At 69.7% G+C, this 17,678-nt stretch carries 22 protein-coding genes and 1 pseudogene; 15 read left to right on the forward strand and 8 right to left on the reverse strand.

Going from position 1 to position 17,678, the window contains the following annotated elements; all coding sequences use genetic code 11:
• A complete protein-coding gene (locus NV263_RS02870; protein ID WP_263250851.1) occupies positions 1-882 on the forward strand; it encodes an alpha/beta fold hydrolase in 882 nt (293 codons plus the stop codon).
• A 47-nt stretch (positions 883-929) separates the two neighbouring features.
• On the forward strand, positions 930-2,021 hold the full coding sequence (locus NV263_RS02875; protein ID WP_263250852.1) for a glycosyltransferase family 4 protein: 1,092 nt from the start codon (positions 930-932) through the stop codon (positions 2,019-2,021).
• 58 nt (positions 2,022-2,079) lie between these two features.
• Here the strand turns inward: NV263_RS02875 and NV263_RS02880 are convergent, their stop codons facing one another.
• Positions 2,080-2,499 carry a peptidase inhibitor family I36 protein gene (locus NV263_RS02880; RefSeq protein ID WP_263250854.1) on the reverse strand — a complete coding sequence of 140 codons (420 nt, stop codon included), beginning with the start codon at positions 2,497-2,499 and terminating at the stop codon, positions 2,080-2,082.
• A 218-nt stretch (positions 2,500-2,717) separates the two neighbouring features.
• On the opposite strand from NV263_RS02880, the gene NV263_RS02885 reads away from it, so the two are divergent.
• Both NV263_RS02885 and NV263_RS02890 read left to right on the forward strand, forming a co-directional pair.
• A complete protein-coding gene (locus tag NV263_RS02885; RefSeq protein ID WP_263250855.1) occupies positions 2,718-4,370 on the forward strand; it encodes an FAD-binding dehydrogenase in 1,653 nt (550 codons plus the stop codon).
• A gap of 16 nt (positions 4,371-4,386) precedes the next feature.
• Complete coding sequence (locus tag NV263_RS02890; RefSeq protein WP_263250856.1) at positions 4,387-4,677, forward strand: YrhK family protein; 291 nt, start codon at positions 4,387-4,389, stop codon at positions 4,675-4,677.
• Between the two features lie 2 nt (positions 4,678-4,679).
• On the opposite strand, the gene NV263_RS02895 is transcribed toward NV263_RS02890, so the two are convergent.
• The 3 genes from NV263_RS02895 to NV263_RS02905 all read right to left on the reverse strand — a co-directional run bounded on the left by NV263_RS02895 (position 4,680) and on the right by NV263_RS02905 (position 7,312).
• The gene (locus tag NV263_RS02895; protein ID WP_263250858.1) at positions 4,680-5,030 is read right to left on the reverse strand and encodes an SH3 domain-containing protein; all 351 of its coding nucleotides are present in this window, start codon (positions 5,028-5,030) and stop codon (positions 4,680-4,682) included.
• Between the two features lie 276 nt (positions 5,031-5,306).
• A complete protein-coding gene (locus NV263_RS02900; protein ID WP_263250859.1) occupies positions 5,307-6,896 on the reverse strand; it encodes a solute symporter family protein in 1,590 nt (529 codons plus the stop codon).
• Positions 6,896-7,312 carry a DUF485 domain-containing protein gene (locus NV263_RS02905; RefSeq protein WP_263250861.1) on the reverse strand — a complete coding sequence of 139 codons (417 nt, stop codon included), beginning with the start codon at positions 7,310-7,312 and terminating at the stop codon, positions 6,896-6,898. The genes NV263_RS02900 and NV263_RS02905 overlap by 1 nt, the downstream gene beginning before the upstream one ends.
• Positions 7,313-8,034: 722 nt before the next feature.
• Between NV263_RS02905 and NV263_RS02910 the strand changes: the two genes are divergently transcribed.
• Genes NV263_RS02910 through NV263_RS02925 form a run of 4 tightly spaced genes read left to right on the forward strand, consistent with a single transcriptional unit; the run spans position 8,035 to position 12,547 of the window.
• Positions 8,035-10,884 carry a sensor histidine kinase gene (locus NV263_RS02910; RefSeq protein WP_263250863.1) on the forward strand — a complete coding sequence of 950 codons (2,850 nt, stop codon included), beginning with the start codon at positions 8,035-8,037 and terminating at the stop codon, positions 10,882-10,884.
• A gap of 47 nt (positions 10,885-10,931) precedes the next feature.
• A complete protein-coding gene (locus NV263_RS02915; protein ID WP_263250864.1) occupies positions 10,932-11,372 on the forward strand; it encodes a roadblock/LC7 domain-containing protein in 441 nt (146 codons plus the stop codon).
• A 7-nt stretch (positions 11,373-11,379) separates the two neighbouring features.
• Positions 11,380-11,943 carry a DUF742 domain-containing protein gene (locus NV263_RS02920; protein WP_263250865.1) on the forward strand — a complete coding sequence of 188 codons (564 nt, stop codon included), beginning with the start codon at positions 11,380-11,382 and terminating at the stop codon, positions 11,941-11,943.
• The gene (locus NV263_RS02925; RefSeq protein ID WP_263250866.1) at positions 11,924-12,547 is read left to right on the forward strand and encodes a GTP-binding protein; all 624 of its coding nucleotides are present in this window, start codon (positions 11,924-11,926) and stop codon (positions 12,545-12,547) included. Before NV263_RS02920 ends, NV263_RS02925 begins: the two co-directional genes overlap by 20 nt.
• Before the next feature lie 39 nt (positions 12,548-12,586).
• Here the strand turns inward: NV263_RS02925 and NV263_RS02930 are convergent, their stop codons facing one another.
• Positions 12,587-13,402, reverse strand: coding sequence for an SAM-dependent methyltransferase (locus tag NV263_RS02930; RefSeq protein ID WP_263250867.1), 816 nt, complete (start codon positions 13,400-13,402; stop codon positions 12,587-12,589).
• Positions 13,403-13,717: 315 nt separating this feature from the next.
• Here NV263_RS02930 and NV263_RS02935 point away from each other — a divergent pair, with 315 nt between their 5' ends.
• Positions 13,718-14,461, forward strand: coding sequence for a decaprenylphospho-beta-D-erythro-pentofuranosid-2-ulose 2-reductase (locus tag NV263_RS02935; RefSeq protein WP_263250869.1), 744 nt, complete (start codon positions 13,718-13,720; stop codon positions 14,459-14,461).
• A 159-nt stretch (positions 14,462-14,620) separates the two neighbouring features.
• On the opposite strand, the gene NV263_RS02940 is transcribed toward NV263_RS02935, so the two are convergent.
• Together NV263_RS02940 and NV263_RS02945 are read right to left on the reverse strand one after the other, a co-directional pair.
• Positions 14,621-14,836, reverse strand: a complete 216-nt coding sequence (locus NV263_RS02940) for a hypothetical protein (protein ID WP_263250872.1) — start codon at positions 14,834-14,836, stop codon at positions 14,621-14,623.
• Between the two features lie 36 nt (positions 14,837-14,872).
• Positions 14,873-15,088, reverse strand: coding sequence for a zinc finger protein (locus NV263_RS02945; RefSeq protein WP_263250874.1), 216 nt, complete (start codon positions 15,086-15,088; stop codon positions 14,873-14,875).
• Between the two features lie 115 nt (positions 15,089-15,203).
• Between NV263_RS02945 and NV263_RS02950 the strand changes: the two genes are divergently transcribed.
• The 6 genes and pseudogenes from NV263_RS02950 (at position 15,204) to NV263_RS02970 (ending at position 16,868) form a co-directional block, all read left to right on the forward strand.
• Entirely contained in the window at positions 15,204-16,082 is an 879-nt protein-coding gene (locus tag NV263_RS02950; protein ID WP_263250875.1) for a helix-turn-helix domain-containing protein, read from the forward strand.
• Positions 16,051-16,275 (forward strand): DUF397 domain-containing protein, encoded by a 225-nt coding sequence (locus NV263_RS02955; protein ID WP_317630387.1) that lies wholly within the window; start codon positions 16,051-16,053, stop codon positions 16,273-16,275. Before NV263_RS02950 ends, NV263_RS02955 begins: the two co-directional genes overlap by 32 nt.
• A complete protein-coding gene (locus NV263_RS02960; protein ID WP_263250877.1) occupies positions 16,272-16,466 on the forward strand; it encodes a DUF397 domain-containing protein in 195 nt (64 codons plus the stop codon). Before NV263_RS02955 ends, NV263_RS02960 begins: the two co-directional genes overlap by 4 nt.
• Positions 16,463-16,528, forward strand: a pseudogene (locus NV263_RS30615) (hypothetical protein); the annotation flags it as partial. The gene NV263_RS02960 and the pseudogene NV263_RS30615, both read left to right, overlap by 4 nt.
• Entirely contained in the window at positions 16,501-16,656 is a 156-nt protein-coding gene (locus tag NV263_RS30620; protein ID WP_380756920.1) for a DUF397 domain-containing protein, read from the forward strand. The pseudogene NV263_RS30615 and the gene NV263_RS30620, both read left to right, overlap by 28 nt.
• On the forward strand, positions 16,653-16,868 hold the full coding sequence (locus NV263_RS02970) for a DUF397 domain-containing protein (RefSeq protein WP_263250880.1): 216 nt from the start codon (positions 16,653-16,655) through the stop codon (positions 16,866-16,868). Before NV263_RS30620 ends, NV263_RS02970 begins: the two co-directional genes overlap by 4 nt.
• Before the next feature lie 2 nt (positions 16,869-16,870).
• On the opposite strand, the gene NV263_RS02975 is transcribed toward NV263_RS02970, so the two are convergent.
• Positions 16,871-17,611, reverse strand: coding sequence for a dienelactone hydrolase family protein (locus NV263_RS02975; protein ID WP_263250882.1), 741 nt, complete (start codon positions 17,609-17,611; stop codon positions 16,871-16,873).
• Positions 17,612-17,678: the final 67 nt, after the last annotated feature.

Genomic DNA, 17,678 nt, shown 5'->3' on the forward strand with positions numbered 1-17,678 from the left:
ATGACCGCACCAGGACTGCGGCCGGCCGAGCGGACCGCGCGGATCTGCGGCGCCGAGCTGCACCACTGGGTCTACCGCGCGGAACTCGCGGAGGACGCGCGGCGGACCGTGCTGATGGTGCACGGTCTGCGCGGGACCCACCACGGGCTCGAACTGATCGCCGGGCGGCTGGCCGACCGCTGCGTGGTGATCCCCGACCTGCCCGGTTTCGGGGCCTCCGAGCCGATGGTCGGGCACCGGCACGACGTGCCCGGCTACGCGGCGGTGGTGGCCGAGCTGATGGAACGCCTCGGCGGCCGCGAGCAACCGCTGGTGCTGCTCGGTCATTCCTTCGGTTCGGTGGTCGCGGCGCATGTCGCCTCCTGCGCTCCGGAACTCGTGCACCGGCTGGTGCTGGTCAATCCGCTGGCCACTCCCGCGCTGCGCGGGCCGCGCGTGGTCCTGTCCGGGCTCACGTCGGCCTACTACGCGCTGGGCAAGGCCCTGCCGCCGCGGTGGGGGCACTCGCTGCTGGCGAACAAGCTCGTGGTGTTCGCCGCGAGCCGCGCCATGACCCGCACCAAGGACAAGCAGTTGCGCCGGTTCATCGACGACAGCCACCTGAAGCACTTCAGCAGCTTCCACAGCCCGGCACTGCTCAGCGAGACCTTCGAAGCCTCGGTGACGCGCACCGTCGCGGACTACGCGGACGCGCTGCGGATGCGCACGCTGCTGATCGCCGGTGAGACCGACGAGATCGCCCCGGTCGGCGGTCAGCGGGCGCTGGCCGCCCGGCTGCCGAACGCGGAGCTCGTGGTGATCCCCGAGGTCGGACACCTCGTGCACTACGAAACCCCGGGCGCGGCGGCCGAGGCGATCCAGCGGTTCCTCGGAGCACCATGAGCGGGCCTGGGAGGGGCAGCGGTGCGGATGCTGCCGAGGAGCGCGGGATGAACGTCGTGGTGGACGCGCGTTGGACGCGCACGGACCACCACGACGGCATCAGCCGCTACGGGGCGAGCCTCATCGAGGCATTGCACCACCTCCATCCGGTGACGATGTTGGTTCACGACGAGCGGCAGCTCCGACTGCTGCCGCCGGGCGTGCCTCACGTGGAGGTCAACAGCCCGTTCTCGCCGCGCGAGCTGTTCCTGTCGCGCACGCTGCACCGGCTGGGTGCGGACGTGGTTTTCAGCCCGTTGCAGGTCATCGGCGGGTTCCGCCGTCGGTACCGGCTCGTGCTGACGCTGCACGACCTGATCTACTACCGGCATCCGGAGCCGCCGGGATTCCTGCCGCTGCCGGTCCGGGTGCTGTGGCGGCTCTACCACAAGGCGTACTGGCCGCAGCGCGTCATGCTCAACCGGGCCGATGCCGTGGTCACCGTCAGCGAGACGACCAAACGGCTCATCGCCGAGCACCGGTTGACCCGGCGTCCCGTTGCGGTCGTCCACAATGCACCGCCGGTGCCGGTGCCGTCCGGGCACCACCCGGACCGCGGCGCAGCGGCCGAGCCCGCGGGAGGACCGCGGGAACTCGTGTACATGGGTTCGTTCATGCCGTACAAGAACGTGGAGACGCTCATCGCTGGCATGGCGCACCTTCCTGGGTACCGGTTGCACCTGGTGAGCCGCATCGCGCCGGAACGGGAGGCGGAACTTCGGGGGAGCCTCCCGCCCGGCGCGGATGTGGTCTTCTGGCGGGGGATCGAGGAAAGCGAGTACCAGGACCTGCTCGGCAGGGCCGCAGCCCTGGTGACCGCTTCCCGGGACGAGGGTTTCGGGTTGCCCGTCATCGAGGCGATGAACGCGGGGACGCCGGTGGTGTGCAGTGATCTGGAGATCTTCCGCGAGGTGACGGGCGGGCACGCGAGCTTCTTCGACGCCGGTGCGCCGGAGGAGTTCGCCGCCGCCGTCCGCGCGGTGGAAGATCCCGCCACGCGGTCGGATCTGGTCGAAGCCGGGCTCGCACAGGCCCGCCGGTTCACCTGGGCCTCGTCCGCGGAACGGCTGCTGGACCTGATGCGGAGCCTGGTCGGCTGAGAGCTCGTCCTCGGGCTTCCGCGCGCCGGGGCCGGTGGCGGAACCCGAAGACATTCGCTCAGTGCGACCAGATCTTGATGGCGCGGGCCACGAACGGTGCGTCGTTCGCCTGCGAACCCGTCGGGTACGTGGCGAACTCCGCGTTCGTCGCGCACGTCGGATCCTGGTAGACCGTCACCGGCTTGCCGGTGTCGTTCCGGAACGACCGGGCTTCCAGTCCTTCGGGGAGCGCGACGCAGGTCTCGACCGCGGTGGTCTGGAGCCCGGCGACGTGCCGCTCGCCGTCGAACCGCGCACCCGACCAGGCGCAGAAAGACCCTGCGGGGCAAGGCTTTTCCGGTGGCGGCGCGGCGTTGACCCAGCCCGCTCCGAACAGTCCGAAGGCGAGCACCAGCAGGGTGAGCGCCGTGGTCCGGCCGGTGGGGGAGAACCGGGTCGGGCGGAACCGGCGGGCAGGAGTGAGCACGTGCGTGGACATGGTGAAAACCCCTTCGTGAGCGGGAAAACGAACTGCCGGCCGACGAAATCGGCCTGGTGCCACCAGGTTGGCGAAGTCAAGATCGCGACGCCAGCGATCTGACCGGATACACCCTCTTGGGGTGGTTTTCGCCGTTCCGGGGTCGCTCTTTCCCGCACCGCTTCCACTGCGGTATACAGACACCTCGGTTACCCATCGGTAGGGTGGAGGATCGGCGGATGAGCGACGCTGACGTCATCGTGGTCGGGGCCGGGCTCGCGGGTCTGGTGGCCGCCGCGGAGCTGGTCGACGCGGGTCGCCGCGTCATCGTGCTGGACCAGGAACCGGAAGCCTCCCTGGGCGGGCAGGCGCACTGGTCGTTCGGCGGCCTGTTCTTCGTCGACTCGCCCGAGCAGCGCAGGCTCGGCATCCGCGACTCCCACGAGCTGGCGTGGCAGGACTGGCTCGGTTCGGCCGGGTTCGACCGGCCCGAGGACCACTGGCCCCGGCGGTGGGCCGAGGCGTACGTCGACTTCGCGTCCGGGGAGAAGCGGGCGTGGCTGCGGGAGCAGGGGTTGCGGTTCTTCCCGCTGGTGCAATGGGCCGAACGCGGCGGATACCTGGCCACCGGGCACGGCAACTCGGTGCCCCGGTTCCACATCACCTGGGGAACCGGTCCCGGCGTGCTGGAGCCGTTCGTGCACCGCGTCCGCGAAGGCGAGCGGCGGGGGCTGGCCTCGCTGCGGTTCCGCCACCGCGTCAGCGAGCTGATCACCAGCGGGGGAGCGGTCACGGGCGTGCGCGGCGAGGTGCTCGCGTCGAGCGGTGCCGACCGCGGTCAACCGAGCTCCCGGGACGTCGCGGGCGAGTTCGAGCTGCACGCGCAGGCGGTGCTGGTCGCGTCCGGCGGCATCGGCGGCAACCTGGACCTCGTGCGGCGCAACTGGCCGAAGCGGTACGGGGAGCCGCCGAAGCACATGATCTCCGGAGTCCCCGACCACGTCGACGGTCGGATGCTCGAAGTCGCCGCGCGCGCCGGGGGCCACGTCGTCAACTCCGACCGGATGTGGCACTACACCGAGGGCATCCGCAACTACGACCCGGTGTGGAGTTCGCACGGCATCCGGATCCTGCCCGGGCCGTCCTCGCTGTGGCTGGACGCGCGGGGCCGCCGGCTGCCGTCCCCGCTGTTCCCCGGGTTCGACACGCTCGGCACCATGGCGCACATCGCCCGGACCGGTTACGACTACACGTGGTTCGTGCTCAACCGGCGGATCATCAGCCGCGAGTTCGCGCTGTCCGGCTCCGAGCAGAACCCCGATCTCACCGACCGGGACCTGCGGCGGTTGCTGCGGCGCGGTGGTGGCGGGACACCCGGGCCGGTCGCCGAGTTCGTCCGCCGCGGCCCCGACTTCGTCGTCCGGCGCAGCCTGCCCGAGCTGGTGCGCGGCATGAACGAGCTGACCGGCGAGCCGCTGCTGGACCTCGCCGACGTGGAACGCGAGGTGCTCGCCCGGGACCGCCAGATCGACTCCCGGTTCGGCAAGGACGAGCAGGTCATCGCCATCCGGGCGGCCCGGCGGTACGCCGTCGACCGGCTCGTCCGGGTCGCCGAACCGCACCGGCTGCTCGACCCGGCCGCCGGACCGCTGATCGCCGTCCGGCTGTCGATCCTGACCCGCAAGACGCTCGGCGGGCTGGAGACCGACCTGGACGGCCGGGTGCTGCGCGAGTCCGGCGAGCCGCTGGACGGGCTCCACGCGGCCGGTGAGGTCGCCGGGTTCGGCGGCGGCGGGGTGCACGGGTACCGGGCGCTGGAAGGGACCTTCCTCGGCGGTTGCCTGTTCTCCGGCAGGCAAGCCGGACGGGCGCTGGCCCGCGCGGTGCGTTGATCGGCACACTCGCGGCATGAGCGATCATGTCGAGTCGGCCGACTGGGTGCTGCGCATCGGGCACGAGGAACTGGTGATCCGGCAGCGCTACGAGGTGTTGAGCATCGTCAACGACTTCCTCATCGCGCTCTGGTTCATCGTCGGCAGCCTGCTGTTCTTCAGCGAGTCCACCGTCACGCTGGGCACCTGGTTGTTCCTGGTGGGCAGCTGCGAGCTGGCCGTCCGCCCGGTGATCCGGCTGGCCCGGCACGTCCACCTGCGCAAGCTGCGGGCAGCCGGGCCGCGTGGTTCGGACCAGGACTTCTGAGTTCACAGGTAGCAGGCGCTGACGAATCCGGAAACCCCGGTCCGCCGGTCGGTGATCTCCACCCATTCCGAATTCGCCGACCCGTTCGGGCAGGTCACCGCGGGGCCGGCCGACCGGCCCCGCACGCGGATCCGGTCGCCGGGATTCCCGGTGCCCCGCACCGCGGCGGCGGTACCGGGTGCGGACCGAATCCGGATGCCGGGTTCGGAGAAGTCCCCTGACGCCTCGGACATGCCTCTGACCAGGCTGTTCTTCAGTTCCATCGCGACCGTGAGGACCTGGCTGGTCAGTCCGTGGACCGGCAGCAGCACGGCGATGATTCCGGCGAGAAGCGCATTGCGAACGCTTCGCATTGGTATCCCCCCACTTCCCCCGGAGGTCTGCCGGAGCGTCGCCCCCTGCATTTGCTCCGGCGACCTTCGGGGCTGTTCCCGATTTTAGGGAGGGCCGCATTCTCCGGGCAGTAGCCGATCGGGTAGAGCGGAATTGTGGGGAAAGGCGGGCCGAGCGGTGACGTGGCGCCGCGAAATCGATTGCCCGGCGAACTCCGCCGGGTGAAAGCAGAACAACATCGACTCGGTGCGCGCACGAAAGTGCCCCGGAGGGAAGTCCTCCGGGGCACCGCCGTGTCAGCTGCGGGCGCTGAGGCCGGTCAGCGAACGGACCTCCATTTCCGCCCGGCGTTCCTCCTCCTGGTCGTCCCGGCCCACGAAGGTGCCGATGGCGGCGCAGAGGAACGAGATCGGAATGGACACGATCCCCGGGTTCTTCAGCGGGAAGAACGCGAAGTCCACGTTCGGCAGGATCGAGTCCGACGCGCCGGAGACCACCGGGGAGAAGATCACCAGCAGCAGGCAGGAGCCCAGTCCGCTGTAGATGCCCCACAGCGTGCCGGTGGTGTTGAACCGCTTCCAGAACAGCGAGTACAGCAGCGTCGACAGGTTCGCCGAGGCGGCGAACGCGAACGCCAGACCCACCAGGAAGGCGATGTTCTGGCCGTTGACCAGGATGCCGCCCAGGATCGACGCGGCACCGATGACCAGCGCCGTCACGCGGGCCACCTTCACCACCTCGTCCGGTTCGAAATCACCCCGGCGGATGACGTTGGCGTAGATGTCGTGCGCGAACGAGGCCGACGCGGTGAGCGTGAGCCCGGCGACCACCGCGAGGATCGTCGCGAACGCGACCGCCGAGATGATGCCCAGCATGACCGTGCCGCCCACCCGGTACGCCAGCAGCGGCGCGGCGGAGTTCTCCGCGCCCGGCGCGTCCAGGATGGCTCCGGTGCCGACCAGGGCGGCGGCGCCGTAGCCGATGACCAGCGTGCACACGTAGAACGCGGCCATCGTCCAGGTCGCCCACACCACCGACCGGCGCGCTTCGCGGGCGTCCGGCACGGTGTAGAACCGCATCAGCACGTGGGGCAGGCCGCCGACGCCGAGGACCAGCGCCAGCGCCAGGGACACGAAGTCCAGCTTGGTCGTCCCGGACTTGCCGTACTCCACGCCCGGCCGGAAGATCGCCGAGCCGTGCGGGTTGTGCGCCGCCGCGCGCTGCAACAGCTCGGTGAAGCTGAAGCCGAACTTGCCGAGCAGGAAGATCGTCATCAGCACGGCGCACAGCATCAGCATGGTCGCCTTGATGATCTGCACCCAGGTGGTGCCCTTCATGCCGCCGACCAGCACGTACAGCACCATGACCACGCCCACCACGGCGATCACCAGGGCCTGCCCGGCTCCACTGTGGACGTTGAGCAGGAGGGCGACCAGGCCACCGGCGCCGGCCATCTGCGCGATCATGTACATGAGCGTGATCGCCAGCGTCGACACCGCGGCGGCGGCGCGCACCGGGCGCTGGCGCATCCGGAAGCTCAGCACGTCGCCCATCGTGAAGCGGCCGGTGTTGCGCATCCGCTCGGCGATCAGCAGCAGGTTCACCAGCCAGGCGACCAGGAAGCCGATCGAGTACAGGAAGCCGTCGTAGCCGTGCACGGCGATCGCCCCGGCGATGCCGAGGAACGACGCGGCGGACAGGAAGTCGCCGGACAGCGCCACGCCGTTCTGCGCACCGCTGAACGAACTCCCGGCGACGAAGTAGTCGCTGGAGGTCCGCATGCTGCTCACCCGGTAGACCAGGTACAGGGTGAGCAGCACGAAGACCGCGAAGATGCTGGTGTTGACGATCGCGCCGTCGGAGGGCAGGACCTGTGACTCGCCCATCAGTCCTCCCCTTCCACGTTGCGGCGGATCTCGTCCACCCGGGGGTCCACCTGGCGGCGGGCGAACCGCACGTAGAGGGCGGTCAGGCCGACCGTGGTGACGAACTGCCCGATGCCCATGACCAGGCCGACGTTGATCTCACCCCACAGCCGGTGCGCCATGAAATCGTGCGCGTACGCGGCCAGCACCACGTAGCCGACGTACCAGATCAGGAAAAACGCGGTCGCCGGGAATACGAACCATTTCAGGCGCCAGCGGAGGTCGCGGAATTCTTCGCTCTGCTGGATGGTGGTGAAATCGGGTCGATCCGCGGTCGTGCGGACCGCGCTCTTGTCGATTCTGCCGAAGGCCGTGCGCTCATTTGCGGCCGGGTCGCGGGGGGCACCGCGGCGCGGGGATTGCGTCGCGTGGGTCATGCATCCTTCCTGGGACTTTGCGGGGGCCGGCGGGCGGGGCTACGGCGGCGGGGAATTCTAACCAGTCCGGGCGGCAACTCAACAGTGTGGTGATCACCACTCGGTCTCGGATTTCGCTCCCGTCGACCCGCTGCCCCGATACTCTCAGGTCACGGTTCGGACACGGTGGTCAAGGCTTGGTTACTGTCTGGTATTGCCAGGTCAGCAGGCTTGCTGGTCTGGCGTGATGATACTGACCAGGTGTTTTCCGCCGTCCCGGCCCCCGCTGCGGCGCCGCTCTAGGCTGAACGAGTGAAAAACGCATGGGCTCGATGGTCGCCATCGGATACCCCCCGTGACGTGGCCCGATTGTCCTAGCGGAATGGGAAAAAGCCCCCGGTGCTTTCGCCGCGGCGGGGGCTTATAGTGCATGGGCACTGAAAGCCAGCCACGCGATCGGGAAAGGTCACGGTTCGGGTACCGGTGTCCGAAATGCCGCCGTCAGAGGTGTTCGCGGTGACGCTGAGTACCGTCGAAACCGGCGTCCCCACCGTGCAGTACGGTGAGGCGCTTCCGGTCGCCGGGTGGTGGTCCCGGCCACGGCTGGATTTCACCCCAGACAACCCAGACGACGATTGCGGGATCGCACGCATGCGCCGTTCTCCAACGCTTTGTTCCCCAGAGAAAGCTCATACCGTGAGTGAGCAGCACGGGAGCCCGGACTCGCCGTCGGGAGGGCGCCCGTGAGCGCGGACGGGACGGTGCGCCGTCGGGACGCCCTGCTCCAGTGGCGCGACTGGTCCCTGACCACGAAGCTGGCCGCGGTCGTGCTGGTGCCGGTGATTTCGGCGATCACTCTCGGTATCGGGCAGGTCCGCTGGCAGGTCGACAGGGCCGACGAGTTCAACCGGATCGAGCGCGTGCTCGACGTGGTCGACCACGTCGAGCCGGTGGTCGAGCAGCTGCAGAACGAGCGCACCGGCGCCGTCCAGTACCTCACCCGCGACGGTGCACCGATCGACGGGCAGACCGCCGCCTCCGACCAGGCCGTCGGCGCGCTGCGGCAGGCGTTCGCCGACCCGGCGGCGCTCGGACCGGTGGTGCGGGACCGGTACGCCGAGCTGCAGGGCGCGCTGGGCAAGCTCGCCGGTCTCCGGCAGCAGGTCAGCAACCGGCAGCTGCAACCGGTCGACGCGGTGCACGCCTACTCCGAGCTCATCGGTGCGGTGGTCAGCGTCGACCGGGCGTTGACCACGGCCATCACCGACCCCGACCTGTCCAGCAACGCCACCGCGCTGCAGACCGTGCTCTCGACGATGGAGGAGGTGCGGCTCCAGCAGGCGCTGGTGCTCACCGGGCTCACCGACGGCGAGCTGTCGTCCAGCACGGTGACCGAGCTCTCGGCTTCGCACGCCCGGTTGCAGATGCTGATCGCCGAGGGGCGCTCCACCGTCTCGACGAAGTGGTCGCACCGGCTCGACGCGGTCGTCTCCAGCCCGGAGGTCGCGCAGCGCAACGGCCTGCTGACCAAGATCATCGAGGAGTCCACCGACAACAAGCACGGTGGCAGCTACTCGGTGAACCGGCAGACCTGGAACCAGCTGTCCGACGCGTCGGTGGCGCAGATCAACAGCGGGCACGACGACCTCGCCAAGGAGGTGCGCGACAGCGCCTTCCGCCTGGAGGACGACGCCAGCAACAGCGCCGGGTGGGACTCGGTGCTGCTGCTGTCGGCGCTGATCGCGGCCGCCGCGATCATCATCGTGATCACCAGGCAGCTGCTGCGGTCGCTGCACCAGCTGCGGCGCAGCGCGCTGGACGCCGCCGAGTACGAACTGCCCGAGGCCGTGGACCGGATCCGCGCCGGTGCCAAGGACACCGACCTGGAACCGGTGCCGGTGGACACCTCCGACGAGATCGGGCAGGTGGCCCGCGCCTTCGACGCGGTGAACCGGCAGGCGCTGCGACTGGCCGCCGAGCAGTCCGACCTGCGGCGCGGCTACAGCGAGGTGTTCGTCAGCGTCTCCCGCCGGAGCCAGGGCCTGCTGGAACGGCAGCTGCGGCTGTTCGAGGAACTCGAACAGGACGAGGAGGACCCGGACCAGCTGTCCCGCCTGTTCCAGCTGGACCACCTGGCGACCCGGATGCGCCGCAACAACGAGAACCTCATGGTGCTGTCCGGCAGCGACCTGGCGCGGCGCTTCACCAAGCCCACCGAGCTCGCCGACGTGGTGCGCGCGGCGGTGTCGGAGATCGAGCAGTACCCGCGGGTCGTGGTGCAGCAGCTCCCGTCGGTGAAGCTGCGCGGCAACACGGCCAGCGACATGGTGCGGCTCGTCGCCGAGCTGCTGGACAACGCGGCGAACTTCTCGGCCCCGGACACGACCGTCTCCGCGTCCGGCTACCAGGCCGGCGACGGCTCGGTCGTCGTCGACGTGCTCGACCAGGGCATCGGCATGGGCCACGAGGAGCTGGCCGCGGCCAACGAGCGGCTGACGCGGGTCGACGAGAGCGACCTGGCCACCTCGCGGCGCATGGGTCTGTTCGTGGCGGGACGGCTCGCGGTGCGGCACAACATCGGCGTCGAGCTGCACGGCGGCCCGGACGTCGAGGGCGTGCGCGCCACCATCACCGTCCCGGCCGAGCACGTCGTCTCCGGCGATCCGCGGACCGAGCAGCAACAGCCGGCCGCGGTGCAGCCGGGTCGCCGCAACGGGCACTCCCACCAGGACCTGCCCACCTCGGGCACGCTGCCTCCCCGGTCGCCGAATCCGCCGGCCGAGGAGTCGCCGTGGCAGGAACCGTCGCCGGCGAGCCTGTTCGAACCGACCGGCGCGGACCACGCGGACAGCCCGACGGCGCACCTGTTCGACTCGCCGCTGGACATCCCGCAGCAGCCGCGCACGGTGCCGCCGGACCTCGGGGTCGACTGGCCCGCCGCCGACCCGGTTCCCGCGGAACCGCCGCAGGACCCGGAACCGGTGGTCTCGGACTCGTCGTGGTTCCAACCGGCCGCGGAGAACTTGTACTTGCAGTCCAACGCCGAACAACCGCGTTGGCCCGGCAGCGAACCGGAACCGGAGCCGCAACCCGCACCGGATCCGGAACCGGCCTCCGGCGCTGCGGTGAGTCAGGAGGCGCCGTTGACCCCGTCGGGACTGCCGCGTCGCATTCCGCGCGGCCAGAACGCGCAGCAGGCCCCCGCTGAGCAACCGGGCGGGGCGACCCGCAGTCCCAGCGACATCAGCCGGAGGCTGGCCGAGTACCACAACGGTGTCCAGTTCGGACAGTCGGCCGCGGCCGAACCGTCCGAACCGGCGGTCGAACCGGAAACCGAGGCGTGGAACTTCGCCGCGGACCAGGGTCGGCAGGCGGCGGAGGCGGCGGCGAACCCGCAGCCGTCGTCGTTCACCCCCGCCGGGTTGCCGCGTCGCACCCCGAAGGCGCACCTCGTGCCGGGGAGCATCGCAGCCGAGAACGACGACACAGCAAGCGGTCAGTACCAGCGTGACCCGAACCAGCTCCGCGGTCGGCTGGCCGACTTCCAGAGCGGTATCCGTCGGGGCCGTCACCGCGCCACCGACGAGGACTGAGCACACCGAGCGAACCGTGGTCACCTCGGCAACGGACAGGAGGTTGTATGACTGCCCAGGAGACGATTTCCCGCAGGTTCGGCTGGCTGATCACGGACTTCACCGAACGCGTGGCGGGAGTGGCGCACGCGATCGTGGTGTCGGCCGACGGTCTGCTGCTGACCGCGTCGGCGACGCTGCCCCGGGACCGGGCCGACCAGCTGGCGGCCGTCGCTTCGGGGCTGCTGAGCCTCACCCAGGGCTCCGCGAAGTGCTTCGAGGCCGGCCGCGTGGTCGAGACCATCGTGGAGATGGAACGCGGCACGTTGCTGCAGATGGGGATCAGCGACGGGTCGTGCCTGACCGTGCTCGCGGCCCCGCAGTGCGACATGGGCTTGATCGCCTACGAGATGACGATGCTCGTGGAGCGCGTCGGTCAGATGCTCACCCCGGAGATCCGGTCGCAGCTGCAGGGGGCCCCGAACGCGTTCACGGGCCAACTGGTGTGAGGATGCGATGAGCAGAGGCTCGTTCCCCGGACAGGGGCGAAGACGGGACGATTCCGGCGACAACGGCTTCGCCGAGGTTGTCAACAGCTTCACGTTCGACAGCGGGCGGAAGCGCCGGAAGCGTCGTGCTCGGGAGGAGGTCGAGGAATCCGCGGGCGAGCAGTACGCCGCGCCCCGGTACGACGAGAGTCCGCCGCCGGACACCGATCCGGAATCGGCCGTCGAGGAGGCGCCGGCCGCCTCCAGCATCCGGTCCTACACCTGGACCGGCGGTCGGACCCGGTCGAACTACCAGCTGGAACTGGAAACGCTCGTCTCGACCAGCGAGGTCTACCGCCCCGGCGTGGCGGTCCGGCTGGAGCACCAGTCGATCGCGGAGCTGTGCCAGCACCCCCGGTCCGTGGCCGAGGTGGGGGCGCTGTTGTCCGTCCCGATCGGGGTGGCCCGGGTGCTGTTGGCGGACATGGCCGAGCTGGGATTGATCACCGTCCACCAGACGGTCAGCGAAAGCGGCAGCGCACCACACATGGTGTTGATGGAAAGGGTTTTGAGTGGACTCCGTCGGCTATAGAGCGCCCCAGGTCGGCCAGCCGCCGCAAGCGTCCAACCGGGGCGGGACGACCTCGGCGAAGATCGTGGTCGCTGGCGGGTTCGGGGTCGGCAAGACGACGTTCGTCGGTTCGGTCTCGGAGATCATGCCGCTGACCACCGAGGCGGTCATGACCGAGGCCAGCCGCGGCGTGGACGACCTGGCGGCGACGCCGAACAAGGCGACCACCACGGTCGCGATGGACTTCGGCCGCATCTCGCTGGCATCGGACCTGATCCTGTACCTGTTCGGGACACCGGGTCAGCAGCGGTTCTGGTTCATGTGGGACGACCTGGTGCGCGGCGCGATCGGCGCGGTCGTGCTGGTCGACACCAGGAGGCTGGCGGACTCGTTCTCCGCGGTGGACTTCTTCGAGGACCGCGGTCTGCCGTACCTGGTGGGTGTGAACTGCTTCGACGGGCAGATGCTGCACTCGATCGAACAGGTCCGGGAAGCGATGGCGATCGGCCCGGAGGTGCCGATCGGCCCGTGCGACGCCCGCGACCGCGAATCGACCAAGCAGACGCTGATCTCGCTGGTCGAACACGCGATGCGGTGGTGGACCACCCGGCAACCGCCGAAGTGAGCGAACAGGGGCGCCCCGGACCGGGGCGCCCCTGTCGTGTCAGGACTTGCGGGCGACGCCGCCGAGCAGGAGGTGCTCGCCCGGTGTCGGGGGCTTGAGCGCCGGGCCTTCCGGCCACCACTCGAAGAGGTGGACCAGACCGGGTTCGATGAGTTCGAGGTCGTGGAAGTAGCTGGCGATCTCCTCCCGGCGGCGGAAGTAGCAGCTGCCCATCAGGGCGTTGAACTTCTCCTGCGACGTGGTGGCCAGTTCCGCCTCCGGCGTGCCGTCGGCCGGGTTGTGCAGGTGCGAGATCGCCAGGTACGAGCCGGGGGCGAGGGCTTCGGTGTAGTGGGCCATGATCCCGGCGGGATCCTCGGCGTCGGTCACGTGGTGCAGGGTGTTGCACTGGATCAGCGCGATCGGCCGGCTCAGGTCGAGGTGGCCGGTCACCGCCGGGTTCGCCAGGATTTCCGCGGGTTCGCGCAGATCTCCGACCGCGAACCGGGTGTTCTCGTTCTCCTCCAGCAGCGCGCGGCCGTGCGCGGCGACGGACGGGTCGTTGTCGACGTAGACCACGCGCGCGTCCGGGTTGATCCGCTGTGCTGCCTGGTGGGTGTTCTCGGCGGTGGGCAGGCCGGATCCCAGGTCGAGGAACTGGTCGATCCGCGGGTGCAGTGCGAGGAACCGCACGACGCGGATCAGCCACGAGCGGCACTGCCGTCCGACCTCCGCGGCTTCCGGCGCGATCTGCAGGATCTGCCGGTACACCTCGCGATCCACGTCGAAGTTGTCCTTGCCGCCGACGAAAGCGTCGTAGACGCGGGCGATGCTGGGCCGGCTCGTGTCGATCTGCGCCTTGTCGAGGGGGTTCATGGTGGGTCGTTCGGTTCCTCTCGCCTGGGGACGATCCTGATCAGGGTATGCCGGACCGGCGCCGGGGTAAACGGGGGTAACTGTTCGGTTGTCCAGCAGGTCTGCGAGTCGTCGGCGCGGGAGGACGGACGGCCGGTGGCGTCAGGTCGTCGGTGGGCGCCGGTGCTGCCGGGTTGCGCCTGCCCCCTCGGGGCCCGACCGTCCGGTGCCGGTCGTCAGCGGCTCGCCCGCTTGCTAGTCCATAGTGGACAGAAGATCGGCCGGTGCACCCGCCTGCGAGCACGACCGCGACGCTCCGGTGGCAGACTTGTTGTGATGAGCGGAACCGTACTCGTCCTGGGTGGTCGCAGCGAGATCGGCACGGCCGTCGCGGAACGGCTGGTCCGGCGCGGCCACCGCCGCGTCGTGCTCGCCGCGCGCCGGTCCGGCGACCTCGACGCGCAGGTGGCGGCACTGCGCGCGGCCGGTGCGGCGGACGTCGCGTGCGTCGAGTTCGACGCCGACGACCTCGACCGGCACGCGGAAGTGCTGGGCGACGTGGTCGAGCGGCACGGTCCGATCGACGTCGCGGTCACGGCATTCGGCATCCTCGGCGACCAGCAGCGCGCCGAACGCGAGGCGTCGCACGCGATCGACATCGTGCACACCGACTACGTCGCGCACGTGAGCGTGCTGACGCACCTGGCGAACCTGCTGCGGGAGCGGGGGAGCGGGCGGATCGTGGTCTTCTCCTCGGTCGCCGGGGTGCGCGTGCGGCGCGCGAACTACGTGTACGGATCGGCGAAAGCGGGGTTGGACGGGTTCGCCAACGGGTTGTCGGACGCGCTCGCGGGCAGCGGCGTGCGGCTGCTGATCGTCCGGCCGGGCTTCGTCATCGGCCACATGACGCAGGGCATGGAACCGGCACCGTGGTCCAGCACCCCGGACCAGGTCGCCGACGCCACGGTCCGGGCGCTGCAACGCGGTCGCCGCGTCGTCTGGGTGCCACCGATCCTGCGCTGGGTCTTCGCCGTGATGCGCCTGGTACCGCAACCGATCTGGCGCCGGATGCCCCGCTGACAGCCCGTCCCTGAACTCGTTCTGCGTGGCGGTGCCGGGAGCGGAGTCCGGGCTCGGTCCGGGTGGTGGCCGGGCGCGGGAAGGGGGCGCGGATCGCGCCCGGCCACCGGGCGGCCGACGCGGGGGCGGGGTTCGCCGCGTCGGCTGGTTCAGGGGATTTCAGCCGCCGGGTGGTCGCAGGTGGTGGCGGCCGGTGGGTTCGTCGAGGCGTTGTCGTTCGGCTTCGACGTGGTCGATGAGCCACCAGACGTCGTAGGCGCCCTCGCCGGCGCCGGTGTGCTGGGCCCGCGTCTGGCGCGTCGGGAGTGCGCTGACGAGCAGGGCGCCGATGAGCAGGTTGATCAGGACCAGTGCGCTGATGTGCAGCAGTTGCACGGTGATCCCCTTTCGCTGGAGTGGTGGTCCGGGAGTTCAGGGCTGCTGTTTCGCGAGGGCGTACCAGCAGTTCATGCAGGTGTGCTCGCGGACCCAGTCGTCCTCGGTGCGGTCGTGGAGCTCGGCGGCGTCGGCAGTGGCGCCGCAGTAGGCGGTCACGGTCTGCCCAGCGGGCGCTTTCCGCGCAGCGACCGGAAAAGCGTGCCGACCGCCGGTAACGGGCCGCCAGATGTAGGTGAGGAACGTGGCCATGGGGACTCCTCCTGCTGCTGCTTGCTGTGATCGCAAGCTTGCCAGTTATACCGCAGCTTGCAATTACCTGATCAGGGGAGATCATCAGATCTCTCTCCACACGTAAGCTGGGCATATGCCAGACACACCGCGGGCACGGGCGCTGGGGAAGGAACTCCGCGCAGCTCGGGAAGCCGCTGGTCTGACGATGCGCGAGCTCGGCGACGCGCTTGGATGGTCAGAAGCGAAAGTGAGCCGATTGGAGACCGCCAAGCGTGCACTGAAGCCAGACGCGGTGGAGGCCATCTTGAGCGTTCTCCGCGTGTCACGGCAGCAACGCGATCGACTCCTCCTGATGGCACAGGACTTGGCTCGGCCCGTCTGGTGGGAGTTCGGCGGTGGACTCCCGGCTCAGCTTTCCGAGCTGGCGGACGCGGAGAGCCGGGCGGTGCACATTACGTCCGTGGCTGATGTTCGGGTTCCAGGTCTTCTGCAGACGTGGGAGCATTCGCGCGCGTTGCTGTCCGCTGTGGAGGTCGATGCGGACCGTGTCGACCACCTTGCGGCGATTCGCCAGGCACGACAGGGGATCCTCACCAAGGACGATCCAGTCGAGTACGAGGTCTTCCTCGACGAAGCGGTCCTCTGCCGCGCAATTGGCGGTCCGCGACCAATGGCGGAACAGCTCCGGCACATCAACCGGATGGCGACCCGGCCCAACATCGTCGTCCGCGTCATCCCGTTCTCGGAAGGTGCGCACACCGGCCTGGATGGCCCATTCCACCTGCTGGAGTTTCGGGACGCGGGCGCGGTCGTCCATTTGGAGCAGCGCCGTAGCGGTGTGTTCCTGGATGCCCCGGACGACGTAGACACGTTCGTGCGAGCACGTTCTACGCTGCGACGGACAGCGATGAGCCAGCGCGACTCGTCCAAGCTCATCGCGGCCTACGCGGAAGGATACGAGTCTGAAGGGGCTGCGGCCGGTGAGCGAATTATGGTCTCGGAAACCGAGTGAGTCGACGGAGATCGAACAGCCGACGACCTGGCGAAAATCCAGTTACAGCGGGAGCCAGTCGGAGTGCGTTGAGGTCGGGGGCACGTCCGACTTCGTCGGGGTGCGGGACTCCAAGGATCGCGGCGGGGGCGTGTTGACGTTCAGCCGCGGTCAGTGGTCGGAGTTCGTCGCGTCCTTGCAGGAGCGGCCATGACGCGGGCAGTTGGCTGTTTCGCCGGTTGGCGGAAATCCAGTCGTAGTGCGGTTGAGGGCAACTGCGTCGAGGCCGGGAGCGCACCCGGCTTCGTCGGGGTGCGGGACTCGAAGGATCGCCAAGCGGCGGTGCTGGTGTTCAGTCGCAGTCGGTGGGCGGAGTTCGTGGCGACGCTGCGTGAGGAGTCATGACGCAGGTCGCGAGACGCTTCACATGCTGGCGGAAATCGACCCGCAGCGGGGCCCAGGGGGATTGCGTCGAGGTCGGGACCGCACCTGGCTTCGTCGGGTGCGGGACTCCAAGGATCGCGGCGGGAGTGTGTTGACGTTCAGCCGGAGTCAGTGGGCGGAGTTCGTGACGTTGTTGCGGGAGCAGTCGTGACGCGCTCGACGGACAACTTCACGGGCTGGCGGAAGTCCAGCCGAAGCAATGGACACGGTGGGATGTGCGTCGAAGTCGGTTCCGCTCCGGGGATCGTCGGGGTGCGGGACTCGAAGTTGGGGGAGGGGAGTCCGGTGCTGGTCGTGTCCCGGCGGCGCTGGGCGGATTTCGCGTTCGCCCTGCGGGCCGGGACGTTCGACCGGTCGGCTTGATCTCACGTCGGTGGGCGGCGGCGGGGTTCCGGGGGTTTGAAGTGGCCGCCGGACGGGCCGGTGGGGCGTTCAGTGCTGGTGCCGAGGTAGGTCCGGAACCAGTTCCCGGCGAGTTCGGCGACGCGCTCCAGGGCGCCGGGCTCTTCGAACAGGTGCCCCGCGCGCGGCACGATCTCGATCTTCACGTCGGTCAGCGGCAGGCTGGTGAGCAGCTGGGCGGCGTGGCGGTTGAGCTTGAGCACCTCGCGGTCGTCGCCGCCGACGATCAGCAGCGTCGGGGCCTGCACCGAGGCCAGGGCGTCGCCGCCGAGGTCCGGGCGGCCGCCGCGGGACACCAGCGCGCCCACCCGGTCCGGGCGCCGGGCCGCGGTCTTGAGCGCGGCGGCGGCTCCGGTGCTCGCGCCGAAGAGCCCGAGCGGCATGCCCCGGGTGCTCGACCACGAGTCGAGCTGGTCGGCGGCGAGGGTGAGGCGTTCGGCGAGCAGCTCGATGTCGAAGCGCAGCTGCTGGGTGTGCTGGTCGTAGCGGGCCTCTTCGGGGGTCAGCAGGTCCATGAGCAGCGTTGCGAAGCCGTGGTGGTGCAGCGACTCGGCCACGGCGCGGTTGCGCGGGCTGCGGCGGGAGCTTCCGGAGCCGTGCGCGAACAGCACCACCGCCCGCGCGGGCGGTGGCAGCACGAGATCCCCTTCGAGTTCTCCCTTGGGGATCTTGACGGTGACCGGTTCGGTCGTGAGTTGAACCATGGGGAGCCACCTCCAGTTCCGCAGGCTCCGACTACCCGGGCGTATGACGGGTGACACGCTTCCGGCT

Origin of the sequence: Saccharopolyspora rosea (assembly GCF_025643595.1) — a bacterium.
GTDB classification, from domain to species: Bacteria; Actinomycetota; Actinomycetes; order Mycobacteriales; family Pseudonocardiaceae; genus Saccharopolyspora; species Saccharopolyspora rosea.